At 45.4% G+C, this 14,508-nt stretch carries 9 protein-coding genes; 6 read left to right on the top strand and 3 right to left on the bottom strand.

Going from position 1 to position 14,508, the window contains the following annotated elements; genetic code table 11:
• Positions 1–65 precede the first annotated feature (65 nt).
• From NSA57_RS02995 to NSA57_RS02975, 5 genes are all read left to right on the top strand, one after another.
• On the top strand, positions 66–2,483 hold the full coding sequence (locus NSA57_RS02995) for a glycosyltransferase family 2 protein (RefSeq protein WP_257463969.1): 2,418 nt from the start codon (positions 66–68) through the stop codon (positions 2,481–2,483).
• A gap of 18 nt (positions 2,484–2,501) precedes the next feature.
• Positions 2,502–4,946, top strand: a complete 2,445-nt coding sequence (locus NSA57_RS02990; RefSeq protein ID WP_257463968.1) for a glycosyltransferase family 2 protein — start codon at positions 2,502–2,504, stop codon at positions 4,944–4,946.
• A 10-nt stretch (positions 4,947–4,956) separates the two neighbouring features.
• Positions 4,957–5,805 (top strand): dTDP-4-dehydrorhamnose reductase, encoded by an 849-nt coding sequence (rfbD, locus tag NSA57_RS02985; protein ID WP_147598387.1) that lies wholly within the window; start codon positions 4,957–4,959, stop codon positions 5,803–5,805.
• A 6-nt stretch (positions 5,806–5,811) separates the two neighbouring features.
• Complete coding sequence (locus NSA57_RS02980; protein WP_257463967.1) at positions 5,812–8,442, top strand: YfhO family protein; 2,631 nt, start codon at positions 5,812–5,814, stop codon at positions 8,440–8,442.
• Between the two features lie 96 nt (positions 8,443–8,538).
• Positions 8,539–8,826 (top strand): DUF6506 family protein, encoded by a 288-nt coding sequence (locus NSA57_RS02975; protein WP_138270741.1) that lies wholly within the window; start codon positions 8,539–8,541, stop codon positions 8,824–8,826.
• A gap of 193 nt (positions 8,827–9,019) precedes the next feature.
• Here the strand turns inward: NSA57_RS02975 and NSA57_RS02970 are convergent, their stop codons facing one another.
• From NSA57_RS02970 to NSA57_RS02955, 3 genes are all read right to left on the bottom strand, one after another.
• Positions 9,020–9,256 carry a hypothetical protein gene (locus NSA57_RS02970; RefSeq protein WP_138270740.1) on the bottom strand — a complete coding sequence of 79 codons (237 nt, stop codon included), beginning with the start codon at positions 9,254–9,256 and terminating at the stop codon, positions 9,020–9,022.
• 436 nt (positions 9,257–9,692) lie between these two features.
• Positions 9,693–10,829 (bottom strand): sodium ion-translocating decarboxylase subunit beta, encoded by a 1,137-nt coding sequence (locus NSA57_RS02960; RefSeq protein WP_022067715.1) that lies wholly within the window; start codon positions 10,827–10,829, stop codon positions 9,693–9,695.
• A 335-nt stretch (positions 10,830–11,164) separates the two neighbouring features.
• The gene (locus NSA57_RS02955) at positions 11,165–12,400 is read right to left on the bottom strand and encodes a D-alanyl-D-alanine carboxypeptidase family protein (RefSeq protein WP_257463965.1); all 1,236 of its coding nucleotides are present in this window, start codon (positions 12,398–12,400) and stop codon (positions 11,165–11,167) included.
• Positions 12,401–12,648: 248 nt separating this feature from the next.
• On the opposite strand from NSA57_RS02955, the gene NSA57_RS02950 reads away from it, so the two are divergent.
• Entirely contained in the window at positions 12,649–14,508 is a 1,860-nt protein-coding gene (locus tag NSA57_RS02950) for a glycosyltransferase family 2 protein (protein ID WP_257463964.1), read from the top strand.

Below are 14,508 nucleotides of genomic sequence, written 5' to 3'. Positions count from 1 at the left end.
AATGACAGAAAAAAGGTCTGATGGCAAAATTCCGGCCTTCAGATCAGACAGAATGAGGATGAAATATGGAAGAATTGCGCTTCAGCATTGATGAAGAAAAATATGATGACAGACATGGACAGGTGTTAAGCCTTGGAGGCTGGTATGCCGGATCTGACAGACAGGAAATGAGCTTCTGTCTGGTGGGAGACGGAAATCAGGAGCTTGTTCTGGCTGATCCTGAGAGATATGAAAGACCGGATGTGGCTCAGGCTCTGGAAGCGGACTTTGGAGAGTTCCTTCCGGGCTTCCGGCTGCGGATTCCAAAGGCAGATCAGCTTGCAGAACAGTTTCAGCAGATCGAGCTGTTTCTTACAGACGGAGAAAAACGAGTTTCTGTGTGGAAGAAGAGCGCAGATGAGCTGAAAAGCTTTCTGAACCAAAGCCTGCTGGAATATCATCTGGACAGAGTGGAAATCCTTTATGATACCATGCTGGAAATCCAGGGCTGGGCTGTGGATCAGAGGGGTGAGACGGAGATCACCGCTTTAAATCAGGACGGAAGTCCTTTTGCCTGCAGGATAAGCAGAGGGCGGAGGCCGGATGTGGCGGAGCGCTGCAGCCTTGACGAGATTTATAAAAATCAGGAAATCGGCTTCCGTATTTCAGCCTCTTTAGATGAAATTTCAGGAAAGAAGCTTCTGCTTAAATTTACAGGATCTTCTGTGGAAAAGGCTTATGAGGTAGATATTCAGAAGCTTCGTAAAGAGCAGAGGCCAAAGGGATTTTTTAACAGGCTTCTGAACCGTCAGGAAAACACTCAGGGAGATTATGAACAATGGCTGAAACGTCATTTTCTGAGCCGGCGTCAGGCATGGAAGCAGAAGCATACTTCTTTTGACAGAAAGCCTTTGATCAGTATTGTGATCCCTCTTTACTGTACGCCCCTTCCCTATCTGAAGGAGCTGATCGAGTCCGTCAGAAAGCAGACCTATGGAAACTGGCAGCTTTGTCTGGCAGACGGAAGCCCGGACGAAAACGTTCATGAGTTTCTGAAAAAAAATTACAGACATGAGGTAAGGATCAGTTATAAAAAGCTGAAATCCAACGGCGGTATTTCTGTGAACACCAATAAGGCCATGGAGCTTGCCAGAGGGGAATACCTGATGCTCTGTGATCATGACGATACTCTGGAGCCAGATGCGCTGTTTGAGATTGTAAAGGCAATTAATGATCAGGATGCTGAGGTGATTTACACAGATGAGGACAAGGTCAGCATGGACGGACAGCATTATTTTGATCCTCATTTTAAATCGGATTTTAATCTGTTCCGTTTCCGGGATAATAATTATATCTGTCATATTTTTGCAGTAAAGAGACAGGTGGCAGAGCAGGCGGGATATTTCAGGAAAGAATTTGACGGAGCCCAGGATTTTGATTTTATTTTCCGCTGCTGTGAAAAGGCAGAGAAGATCATCCATATTCCCAGGGTTCTGTATCACTGGCGCTGTCATATGGATTCCACGGCAGCAGATCCGGAAAGCAAGGCCTATGCTTTTGAAGCAGGACGAAAAGCCGTGGAAGAGCATTATAAGAGAATGGGAATCCCGGCAAAGGTGGAGATGACAGAACGGCCCGGCTGGTACAGAAGCAGACTGGAGATCCAGGGAAATCCGATGATCTCTGTGATCATTCCAAACAAAGACCATACAGAAGATCTGGAGCTGTGTCTTTCTTCCATGGCAAAGCGCACCTCCTATGAGAATTATGAGGTTTTAGTGGTAGAAAACAACAGTGAGGAAAAAGAAACCTTTGCCTATTATGAGAAGCTTCATGAGCGTTATCCAAGGGTGAGAGTTCTGACCTGGGAAAAAGAGTTCAATTATTCCTCCATCAATAATTTTGCCGCAGAGCAGGCAAAAGGAGAATATCTTCTGTTTCTGAACAATGATGTGGAGATCCTGACCCCTGACTGGATGGAGGAAATGCTTGGAATCTGCCAGCAGAAGGAGGTTTCCATTGTGGGAGCCAAGCTGTATTATCCGGATGACACCATCCAGCATGCAGGAGTTGTTCTGGGGCTGGGAGGTATTGCAGGCCATGTGATGTGCCGGGCGTCCAGAGAGGATGCAGGATATTTCGGCAGAATGGTAAGCGTTCAGGAGATCAGCGCAGTGACAGCTGCCTGTATGCTTGTGGATGCCTGTGATTTCCGGGCAGTGGGAGGCTTTGATGAAAGCTTCCGCGTGGCGTTTAATGATATTGACCTCTGCATGAAAATAAGGGATATGGGAAGAAAAATCGTCTTTACCCCTTATGCGGAGCTGTATCACTATGAGTCCAAATCCAGAGGCCTGGAGGACACTCCTGAGAAACAGTACCGTTTTGAAAAGGAAATAACACGTTTTCGGGAAAAATGGGAAGATCAGCTGAAAAAAGGCGATCCTTATTACAGCCCCAATCTGTCTGTGACAGAGGGCGACTGTTCCCTGAGAGAAGACTGAGAAATTGTGAGGTTGGATATGTCAAGAGAGATTTTTGAGGTAACAAAGGACCGGTTTCACCTGAAGGATCCCTGTCAGTATATTCTGCAGGGAACCTGGCCAAAGGAAGCAAAGATGCGCGCCTGTCTGGACGGCTCTGAAGTAAAGGCGGAGATTCAGCGCCTGGAGGTAGTCAGCGCTCTGGAAAGATTTAAAGATCCGGATCTGATGAGAGGCGAGAGGATCACTGCGTCTGTGCAGCTTCCTCAGTCTCTGGAAGGCTGTCAGAAGCTGACCGTGTATGCGGATATGCCGGACCGGCGGATCTGCTGGTTTTCCGTTTCTGCAAGGGAACTGGAAAAAAGAAGAGGAAAGCCTCAGTTTTTTATTGAAGAAGAAAAGGTGCAGCAGGGATTTCTTCGGATCAGAGGCTGGGCAGTTGCAGACGAGCCGGTAAAAATTCAGATTTTTGATGAAAACAAACAGAAATTAAATGTGGAGATCCTTCGCACCCAGCGTGTGGATGTGGAACAGCTTTATGAGGAAATGGACAGTGAAGACAAGTCCGGATTTTTTGTGGAGCTTACAAACCTTACCGGAAAGCTTCTGTACCTTGTGTTTTACGCAGGAGACACAAAATCTGTCCACATTGTTCATTTGAATCCTGCGGTTGTTTTCCGCAAAAAAATAGAAAAATATGCAAAAAAAGGTCTGCGCTACTGGAAAAGCCAGGGAAGTGCGGCTATGGTAGGCAAGGTGGTATCCAAGGTAAAAACTGCGTCCACAAGGGAGATTCCCTATCAGAAATGGATCGTCCGCCATCTTCCCGGCTCAAAAGAACTGGAAAAGCAGAGAAGGACAAAATTTGAATACCAGCCTAAGATTTCTATTGTTGTGCCTTTATATAAGACGCCGGAAAAGTATCTCCGCCAGCTGGTGGATACTGTAAAAGCTCAGACCTATCCAAACTGGGAGCTTTGTCTGTCAGACGGCAGCGGCGCAGATTCTCCTATCCGTAAGCTTCTGGACTCTCTGGCTTCTTCTGATGAAAGAATTAAAGTGATCTTTCATGAGAAACCGCTGCAGATTTCCGAAAATACCAATGCGGGAATTGAGGCTGCCACAGGCGATTACATTGCTTTTGCAGATCATGATGATGAGCTGACGCCTCACGCGCTGTTTCAGTGTGTAAAGGCCTTAAACGAAAACAGGGACATCCGTATTCTTTATTCTGATGAAGATAAAATGTCCATGGACGGCCACAAGTTTTTCCAGCCTCATTTTAAGCCGGATTATAACCCGGATCTTTTGTGTACGGTAAACTACATCTGTCATCTTTTTGTGGTGGACAGAGAGATCATCAGTCAGGTTGGAATGCTTCGCAAGGAGTTTGACGGGGCTCAGGATTATGATTTTATTTTCCGTTGTGTGGAAACTGTAAAGCCGGAGCAGATTTATCATATTCCCAGGATCCTTTATCACTGGCGCTGCCATGAGGATTCCACAGCAGAGAATCCGGAAAGCAAGACCTATGCCTTTGAGGCAGGAAAACGGGCCATTGAGGAGCATTATAAGAGAACCGGGATCAACGCAGAGGTGCTTCAGGGAGAGTTTCTGGGTCTTTACCGCACAAGGTTTATCCGGGACCATGATCCGCTGATCTCCATTATCATTCCCAATAAGGATCATATTGAAGATCTGAAGCGGTGCATGGACTCCATTGACAAAAAATCCACATATCAGAATTACGAATATATTATTGTGGAAAACAACAGTACGGAGGAGGAAACCTTCCAGTATTATAAAAAGCTGGAGGCAGAGAATCCAAAGGCTCATGTGGTTTACTGGGACAGAGAGTTTAACTATTCTGCTATTAATAATTACGGAGCTTCTTTTGCAAAGGGTGAATACATCCTTCTTCTGAACAATGACACGGAAATTATCAATGAGGACTGTCTGGAACAGCTTCTGGGATACTGTATGCGAAGCGATGTGGGAGCTGTGGGAGCAAGAATGTATTATGAGGACGACACCATTCAGCATGCGGGAGTTGTCATTGGCTTCGGAGGCATTGCAGGACATTGCTTTGTGCTGCAGCCAAGAGGAACCACAGGCTACTGCCACAGAATCATCTGCGCTCAGGATTACAGCGCAGTTACAGCAGCCTGCATGATGGTAAAACGGTCTGCCTTTGATGAGGTGGAAGGCCTTACTGAGGAGCTGGCAGTTGCTTTTAATGATATTGATTTCTGTATGAAGCTGAGAGCCGCAGGCTATCTCATTGTGTACAATCCTTATGCAGAGCTGTATCATTATGAGTCAAAGTCAAGAGGTCTTGAGGACACACCGGAAAAAGTTGCGCGGTTTAATAAAGAAATTCAGATTTTTGAAAGACGCTGGCCGGATATTATGAGGGACGGAGATCCTTATTATAATCCGAATCTGACATTGAAGAGTCAGGATTTTTCACTGAAAAGGATATAGGAGGTTTGGTATGAAGGTATTGGTTACAGGAGTAAACGGACAGCTTGGCCACGATGTAATGAACGAGCTTGCAAAAAGAGGCTATGAGGGAGTAGGCGTAGACGTGGCGGAAATGGACATCACAGACGCAGAGGCTGTGCGCAGAGTGATGGAAGAAGTGCGCCCGGACAAAATGGTTCACTGCGCTGCATGGACAGCAGTGGATGCGGCAGAGGATGAAGTAGAAATGTGTCGCAAGGTCAATGCAGAGGGAACCGAAAACATTGCCAGAATGTGCGGAGAAATGGATATCCCAATGATCTATTTAAGCACAGACTACGTGTTTGACGGTCAGGGAACCCGTCCCTGGGAACCGGATGATCCGGTGGTACAGCCGCTGAATGTTTACGGTCAGACAAAATATGAGGGCGAGCTTGCAGTAGAAAAATATACCGACAAGCATTATATTGTGCGTATTGCCTGGGTATTTGGCGTCAATGGAAAGAATTTTATCAAGACTATGCTGAATCTGGGAAAAACACATGATACACTGACTGTTGTGGACGACCAGATCGGAACTCCTACCTACACCTATGATCTGGCCAGACTTCTTGTGGATATGCTGGAAAAAGAAGAGTACGGAAAGTATCATGTGACAAATGAGGGAGGATATATTTCCTGGTGTGATTTTGCAAAGGAGATCTTCCGTCAGGCAGGAATGAACGTGACAGTAACTCCGGTAAGCTCCGATCAGTATCCGGCAAAGGCAAAGAGACCTTCCAACAGCCGTCTGGAAAAGAAAAAGCTGACAGAGCATGGCTTTACCCGTCTTCCGGACTGGCAGGATGCCCTTGCCCGTTATCTGAAGGAGATCATGTAAGCAGATATGGATAATACACATAAGAAAAAAAGAGCGGTGGATAAAGCCACCGCTTTTACTAAATGGTGTGGAAAAGATCTGAAATATCCTGCGCTTCTGTTTCTGCTGATGACAGTCAGCAGTCTGATTATGTTCCAGGACTATCTTTTGGGAAATGAGCTGATGATTTTTAACGATATCGGAAGCGACACCTGGCAGCAGTATATTATGAATTACACTGCCATTGTCAATGACATCCGGGACGGAAGCTTTTCTCTGTGGGATTTTTCTAATGGACTGGGAGTGAATCTTTTTAATTTTAATCTGTTTGATCCCTTCCTGATGCTGCTGTACGGCCTTGGGGTAATCCTGGGGCCTGCACATATGCTGATGTATCTGAATGTGATACAGATTATAAAAATGCTGATGGCGGGTCTGGTCTTTTACTGGTTTTTATCTCAGTTTTCCTTCAGTCCCAGGGCAAAGCTGGCTGCCTCCTATGCATACGGCTTCAGCGGTTTCCTTCTGGTGTGGGGACAGCATTATCAGTTTGGAACAGCAGTGATCTACCTGCCTCTGCTTTTGCTTTTCTGCGAAAAATTTATCCAGAAGAAAAAAGGAAGAGGATTCTTTCCGGTGATGGTATTTCTCTGCGGAATTTACAGCGTGTATTTCACCTACATGTGTCTGGCTGCCACAGGGCTTTATCTTCTTTTCAGGATTTTGATGGTGGATGATCTGACACTGGCACAGAGAGTGAGGAGGTTTCTGCTGGGCTGCGGAGAAATCCTTCTGGGTGTGGGGATGAGCCTTGTGGTATTTCTTCCCATGGCAGAGGTGCTTCTGAATGTTTCTTCCCGGCTTGACAGCCAGGGAACCGGATTCCTGCAGTGGCTTCAGCAGTGCTTTACTCCTTATCACACAAAGGTCTATGATTCCATGATAAAGCATCTGTTTTCCAGCAATCTGCAGAACGGCTTCGGCCTTGCAAAAGGTCCTCAGTCCTATGCTATGAATTATTATGAGGATCCCATCTTTTTCTGCTCTGTGCTGGCAGTGTTTCTGAGTGTCCAGTTCCTTTTTGTACTGCGCAAGGCCCAGATGAAAAAAAGGGCAAAAACAGTGCTGTACAGCGCTGCGGTTCTGATTTTTATTGGCGTGGTCTTTCCGGTTGGAGGAACAGTGTTTAATTATTTCACAAAGCCTACGCAGAGATATACCTTTGTTCTGATCCCGTTTTTTCTTATGGCAATGGCATGGATGTGGGATTATCTGAGAAAGGGCGGAATGCTCTGTCTGACTTTAATACTGGCGGTAACAGTTCTTATGGGCTGGGCATATCTGGAAGGCTGGAAACAGGCAGGCTTTGCAGAATATAAAAGAAATATCCTGATCCTGGCAGTGACAGGAACCGTGCTGGCAGTGTGTCTTGTTCTTTTAAATTTTGTACATAAGCAGGCTGTGCGGCAGGGGCTTATGGCTGTGCTGGCGTTGGCTCTTCTGGTGAATGTAGCGTCCGAGGGCGCAGCGAATTTTCAGGCAAGAGTTACCATGAAGAAAACCGATACACCTGCAGAGCTTATGGAGCAGGAAATGGCTAAGTATGAGGCTGACAGGAAATCAGATGATAAAGAAACAAAATACCGGGCAGAAATGAACAAGCCACAGGATTTTTTCAGAGAAATGTATCGGGCAGACCTGGGGCAGTGCCTGGAGTATCTGGAACAGAAAGACCAGAGCTTTTACCGGGTGGAAAAGGATTACATATCAGGAACAGTTGCCATGGATGCTTCCGCCCAGGGCTATAATGGTATTTCTTCTTATAATTCCGTTATGAACGGCTATGTGAAGGAATTTGTGGAAACCTTCTGTCAGGAGCTGTTTTTTGCAGACCAGAACCATTATACATTCTGGAACAATGTAGAAGAAAACCGTCTTGCAGCGTTCCTTGGAATACGCTACCTGCTTTCCGGACAGGAAACACCTCAGGAAGGCTGGAAGCTTCTGGACAGAGTGGGAAGCCTTTATATCCATGAGAATGAGGCTCAGGCAGGAACCGCGCATTTTTATACAGATGCGGTGACAGAGGAGAGCGTGAAGGCGCTGTGCAGCGAGGAAAACAGAGATGAGCTTCTGGAAAGTGTGATCGCTCTTCCACAGGAAGGAGAGGGCTCAGAGAAAGAGGTACTGAAAAGTGGCGGAAACTCTGAGGCAGAAAACAAAACTGTGAAATCCTCAGAGGATGATCCGGCATATGAGATTACAGATCTGGAAGAGGTTTCTGACATTGAAAGCGTTGTTTCCGAACAGGACAGGCAGGTAATGGAAGCTTCAGAGATCATTCTGGATGCTCCGGAAAAGGATGCTTATATTACAGGAACCGTTCATGCGGAAGCTGACGGCTATGGAGTGTTTATGATTCCCTATGAAAAGGGCTGGAACCTTACTGTTGACGGAAAAGAAACAGAACTTTTAAGAGGCGATATTGGCTTTCTGGCATGTCGGCTCCCGGAGGGGGATCACAGTCTGGAGCTGAAATTTGAGGCTCCGGGTCTGAAGGCGGGAGCAGCCGGAAGTGCAGTATTCTGGGTTCTGTTTGCAGTGACCAGGGCAGTGTCCCAGTGGAAGAGATACAAACTGAAAGTGAAAAGTAAATAAGAAAATAAGCTTTTGCAGCAGACGAAAAAGTAAGGCTCAGAAATAAGGAGTTCCAGGTGATTTATCAGAAATATGTCTGAAAATGGAGGTAAAAGGATGAAGTTTGCATTTTTAATTATGGGAAAATTTAACAGTGAAACAGATAAAGCGGCAATCCATAACGGCGTGTCTCAGCTGATCGGCGTTGCAGATATAGAAGATGCCTGCCGGACAGCCAGAAACCTGTATGAAAATGGAATTGACTGTATTGAGCTGTGCGGAGCCTTTGGCGCAGAGGGAGCCAGAAAAATAATAGAAGCCACAGAAAACAAAATCCCTGTAGGCTATGTTACCCACCTGCCGGAGCAGGAGGAGGTGTACCAGGCTGCGTTTCCACAAAAATAAAGCCCATGTATCGGGAGCAGAGAGCCGGGGAGAACTGTGATCCTATGTCAAACAAAAAAGAAGTTTCTGTAAAAGTGGAAGGGAAATCCACTTTGCGGAAGCTCCTTTTTTGTAAAGATTTCTGTGAGATAATTTGTGTAGTTTTATAATGCTGTGGTATAGAAGGAAATCCGTTTTTTACCATATTTTCAGACTAAAAAAGAAGAAAGATGATTATGATACCTAGTATCATTAATCCGAATATTATTTTAAGAATAATATTTTTGCTGGCATATATCAACAGCATTAACGATGCGCACCATAAAACGCCTGCAATATAAAAAACAATATCATTACTATATGCCATCATACTTAAAAATAGAAAAATACCGGTTAAGACAACTCCTCTTTCTCCAAATTTTTTATATTTTTCTCTTTTTATTTCGTCCATACTGCTGCCCTCCTTATCATAACTGAAAATCTGTTTTTGTATAAACATTTAATAGATAATATCCAATAAACTGTGAGTCCATTTCTGTATATTCTACTACGCTACAAAAACTGGTATCCTGAAAATTTTGTGTAAATTATATAATTTCATATTTTAATTCAGATAAAATACATTTTATTACATAATTTTCACGCTCTTATCTTATGATACAAAGGTACAATAGACATGCAGTATTGTCAAGCTGATATTTCAGCCCATAAAAAACAGCGCAGCTTTACGCCGTGCTGTTTTTCAAAACCTATTTCAGGAATTTATTGATCAGATACACAAGAATCGTCAGAATGATGATTACTGTAAAAATACTCAGCATTCCTTTCCACATAACCTCAAGTGCCTGCATAATAAGCTCAGAATTCATAGAGATATCTCCTTTCTCTTACAGAATACTTGCAACGACATTCAGGATAACACCACCTGCAACAACAGAAGCGATCTGACCGGATACGTTTGTACCTGTAGCCTGCATGATCAGAACATTGCTTGGGTCCTCTTTAAGCGCCATTTTCTGAACTACGCGGGCAGCCATCGGGAAGGCGGAAATACCTGCGGCGCCGATCATAGGATTGATCTTTTCCTTTGAGAAAAGATTCATAAGCTTTGCAAAAAGCACGCCTGCAGCAGTGTCGAAGATAAAGGCTGCAAGACCGATCAGCATAATAAGAAGAGTTTCTTTGTTTACAAAGGTGTCAGCCTTCATACTGAACGCAATGGTAATACCAAGAAGAAGGGATACCAGATTGGACAGTACGTTCTGTGCGGTATCGGAAAGATTATTCAGCACGCCGCACTCGCGGAGCAGGTTGCCGAACATCAGGAATCCTACCAGAGAAACGGACATCGGAGCTACAAGGCCGGCAATAAAAGTAACAACGATCGGGAAAATGATCTTTGCTTTTTTGGAAACTGTAGCCGGTTTGTATTCCATATGGATGCAGCGTTCTTTTTTTGTTGTAAGAAGCTTGATGACCATAGGCTGGATAATAGGAACAAGCGCCATGTAGGAATATGCCACCACAGCGATAGGCCCTATGTAATTGGAGCCAAGGACCTGAGATACAAGGATGGAAGTAGGGCCGTCGGCTGCTCCGATGATACCGATAGATGCAGCGTCTTTTAAGTCAAAGCCCAGGAAACATGCAACAACGATTGCGGCAAAAATACCGAACTGTGCGGCTGCGCCAAAAAGAAACAGCTTGGGGTTGGACAGCAAAGGTCCGAAGTCGATCATGGCGCCGATTCCGATAAACAGAAGCAGAGGCATTGCCTCGGAAGCCTCGATACCTACATTGAACAGCCACTCGATAATACCATTTGTTTCACCGATACCTGCAAGTGTCTGATTCAGAACACCGGAAGCAGGAAGGTTTACAAGAATTGCTCCGAATCCCAGAGGCAGAAGCAGTACCGGTTCCAGATCCTTATTAATGGCAAGCCAGATCAGCACAGCGCCAATCACGTACATAACGATCTGCTGGGGGGTGATAGATGTGATGCCGGAAATTAAAAAATCCATACTGGTTCCTCCTGATTTTTTTCACGGGAAAGTCTGCCTGAATATTTTCAGTAAAAAAGACCTGTGCTCCCCTGAAAGCGGAACACAGGTCTTGTCGTATACCAAAAGCATAAGGTATAGATTAAGCCAGAGCCGGAGGCTCAAGGTGTTGACTTAATCGCACCATACAGTGCTGACTACTCCCCTATATCAAGAGTATTGTACCGTATGGAAAAGTATTTTTCAAGAAATTTTTTGTAATTCTAAAACATACAGAGTGAAAAGCCGCCGCCCGGGGTGATCGGGAATCCATTTTCCGGTTACTGAAAACAGTAGCTGAGGCGCCCTGCCATCTGTCAGGATTTTGCTGTTTTTATAATTCTGTAGATCAGAAAACCAAGAAGCAGAATGCCAGCACCGGCGATCACATAGTAAGGAACAGCCGTATGCTTTTCGGAGTAGTTTCTGGCAGCTTCTATATTTTTCTCTCCGGCATCTGTAAGAGCGGTATCCTGTTCCTGTACGGCAGCCATTACCGAGGTTCCTACCGGAGCGTTTCCAAAGTAATACTGACGGGTGTACTGACCATTTTCCGGTGTGCCGTCTTTTGTGGTAAGAGAGTCGGCAGCGGTTCCCACAGGAACATAAACATTTCCGCCGGAAAGCATGTTAAAGTCTGTATCGCCAAGAGAGAGCATCTGGAAGTTGTCAAAGCCATAATTTAAAAGGCTTCCGGCTTCGGCGGCTGTGGTGCCGGATGCGCCCTGAAGCACAACTGCGATCAGGGTTACTCCGTTTTTTTCTGCTCCGCATACAAGGGTGCTGCCGGAAGCGTCCGTATATCCTTCACGTCCTCCAAGACAGTTCTGATAATAAGCGGCATTGGCAGCGCTCATCATGGAGAAATTATTTGTCAGTACCCGCTCGCCTCCTGATATGTTGGTAGGAGAGATAGTATAGGAAAGGGCTCCTGCAATGGTACGGAAAGTTTCATTTTCCATGGCGGCCTGCATAATAAGAGCCATGTCATGAGCAGTGGTGTGCTGGTTTTCATCAGAAAGACCGGTAGGATTGGTAAACACTGTGTTGGTGCATCCAAGCTCGGCAGCCCTCTGATTCATCATCTGTACAAAGCCTTCCACAGAGCCTCCAAGATGTTCGGCAACCTGCAGGGCAATGTCATTGGCAGATACCAGCATAATAGCGTACAGACACTGCTCCATGGTAAAAACTTCATCAAGATTGGCGGAAATATTGGCTCCGCCGTCAGTAACGCCGGAAACGCCGGTAGCAGTCATGGTAACCTGGTCGGTAAGCTGGCTGTTTTCCAGTGCCAGAAGAGTTGTCATGATCTTTACCGTACTTCCGGGAAAAAGCTGCTGATCCATATTTTTTGCGTAGACAATGGTATTGGTGGATTCTTCCATAACAACTGCGGCTGTGGAAGTGATATCAGCTCCCTGGGGCCAGCCCGGAACAGCGTTGGTGGTAATTCCGGAAGCTGCCTCGGCGGCTCTTACCGGTGTTGGAAGCATCAGGGAAAAAGCCATTCCCAGGGCAAAAAGCCCGGCGCATAATTTTTTTATTTTCATAAAGTATACTCCTGTAAAAGGTTCGGTAAATAAAGGTAGTGTGCCGCAATACTAGGACGAATAATCCTGTATGTGGCGGAAACTGTTACAAAATCTATCATATCCCATTTTTTTATGTAATTCAACACTTTTGTGAGCCCGGAATACTGATACACACGTTCAGCCTTGCAAAACACGGGACGGGATGATAAAATAAACCCGGATTCTATGAAAAAAGAATGTAAAATGACAATAAACCGAGGTTTTATATGAATAAAGAAAAAGGTTCAGCCGGCAGGATCCAGTGGGGACGGATGCTAAAAAAACTCAGTCCCTACACCATACAAAAGGGATTCCGCTATCTGAAGCATTACGGACCAAAGGAGTTCTGGATAAGGCTTCACGAAAGATTTGAGCCGGAGGAAGTTCCTTACGGACCGTGGTATGAGGCTTATGTGCCTGATGAAGCAGCGCTTGAGAAACAGAGACACCACCATTTTGAGTACAGTCCTCTGATCAGTGTGGCAGTACCTGCATACCGGACACCGGAAAAATTTCTGGCTCAGATGATAGACTCTCTTCTTGCTCAGACCTATGGAAACTGGGAGCTTTGTATTGCAAATGGAAGTCCTGAGGACAGTGCAATGAAAAAGGTGCTGGAAGAGTACACAAAAAAAGACAGCCGTATCCGGGTCAGTGAGCTTACAGAAAATAAAGGGATCGCAGGAAATACCAATGCGGCTCTTGAGATGGCTCAGGGAGAATTTGTGGGACTTCTGGATCATGACGATCTGCTTGCGCCCAATGCCCTTTATGAAATTGTCCGTGCGCTGGATGAGGACAGAAATCTTGACGCGGTGTATACAGATGAAGATAAGGTGACAACTGAGCTTGACGAGCATTTTCAGCCGCATCTGAAACCGGATTTTAATCTGGATCTTCTGAGATCAAACAACTATATCTGCCATTTTTTTGTGGTAAGACGTTCCATTGTACAAAAGGTTGGAGGATTCTGTCAGGAATTTGACGGAGCCCAGGATCATGATTTTATCTTCCGCTGTATCGAAACTGCGGAAAAGGTAGGACATATTCCGGAAATCCTTTATCACTGGCGTACTCATAAGGCATCCACCGCAGACAATCCTGCCAGCAAAATGTACGCTTTTGACGCGGGAAAGCGGGCGATAGAAGCCCATCTGAAGCGGACAGGAACAGAAGGGATCGTAAGCCATACGCCGGATCTGGGATTTTTCCGGGTAAAATATCCGGTGCAGGGCCAGCCGCTTGTTTCTGTTATTATTCCAAATAAGGATGAAAAAGAAACACTGAAGGCATGTATTGACTCCATCAGAGAAAAAACAGAGTATCCCAATTACGAGATCATTATTGTGGAAAACAACAGTACCACAGATGAGATTTTTCAGTATTATAAGGAATTGTCGCAGGATCCCCGCATCCGGCTTCTCAGATGGAAAAAAGAATTTAATTATTCTGCCATTAATAACTACGGAGTCCGTCATGCAAATGGAGAATATCTGCTGTTTCTGAATAATGACGTCACTGTGATCACACCTGGATGGATCAAAGAACTTCTGGGTGTCTGCCAGCGCCCTGAAGTGGGAGCGGCAGGCGTCAAGCTGATCTATCCGGACAATACCATTCAGCATGCAGGCTGTGTGATCGGACTTGGAGGAATTGCAGGCCACATGTTTGTGGATATGCCGGCAAACAGAACCGGATATCTTCATAAGGCGTCGATCCTTCAGGATATGAGCGCGGTGACAGCAGCCTGTATGATGATGAAGCGGACAGCCTTTGAGGAGGCAGGTGGATTTACCGAAAAGCTGTCTGTAGCATTTAATGATGTAGATCTGTGTCTGAAGGTTCGAAAGAATCATAAGCTGATCGTCTATGATCCATATGTACAGCTTTATCATATGGAATCAAAAACACGGGGAGCAGAGGATAACAAAGAGAAGGTGCGCCGTTTCCAGGAGGAAATTGAGTATATGCGGTGTCAGTGGCTTGATATTCTGAAAAAGGGAGACCCTTATTATAATAAGAATCTTTCTCTTACAAAATGGAATTATTCTCTTCGCCCTCTTCCGGGAATGACGAAGAAGCAATAA

Origin of the sequence: Blautia caecimuris, from assembly GCF_024622975.1 — a bacterium.
In the GTDB taxonomy this organism is placed as follows: Bacteria; Bacillota; Clostridia; order Lachnospirales; family Lachnospiraceae; genus Blautia_A; species Blautia_A caecimuris.
The sequence above is the reverse complement of the archived record's forward strand: the minus strand, read 5'-3'. Positions and strand labels throughout refer to the sequence as shown.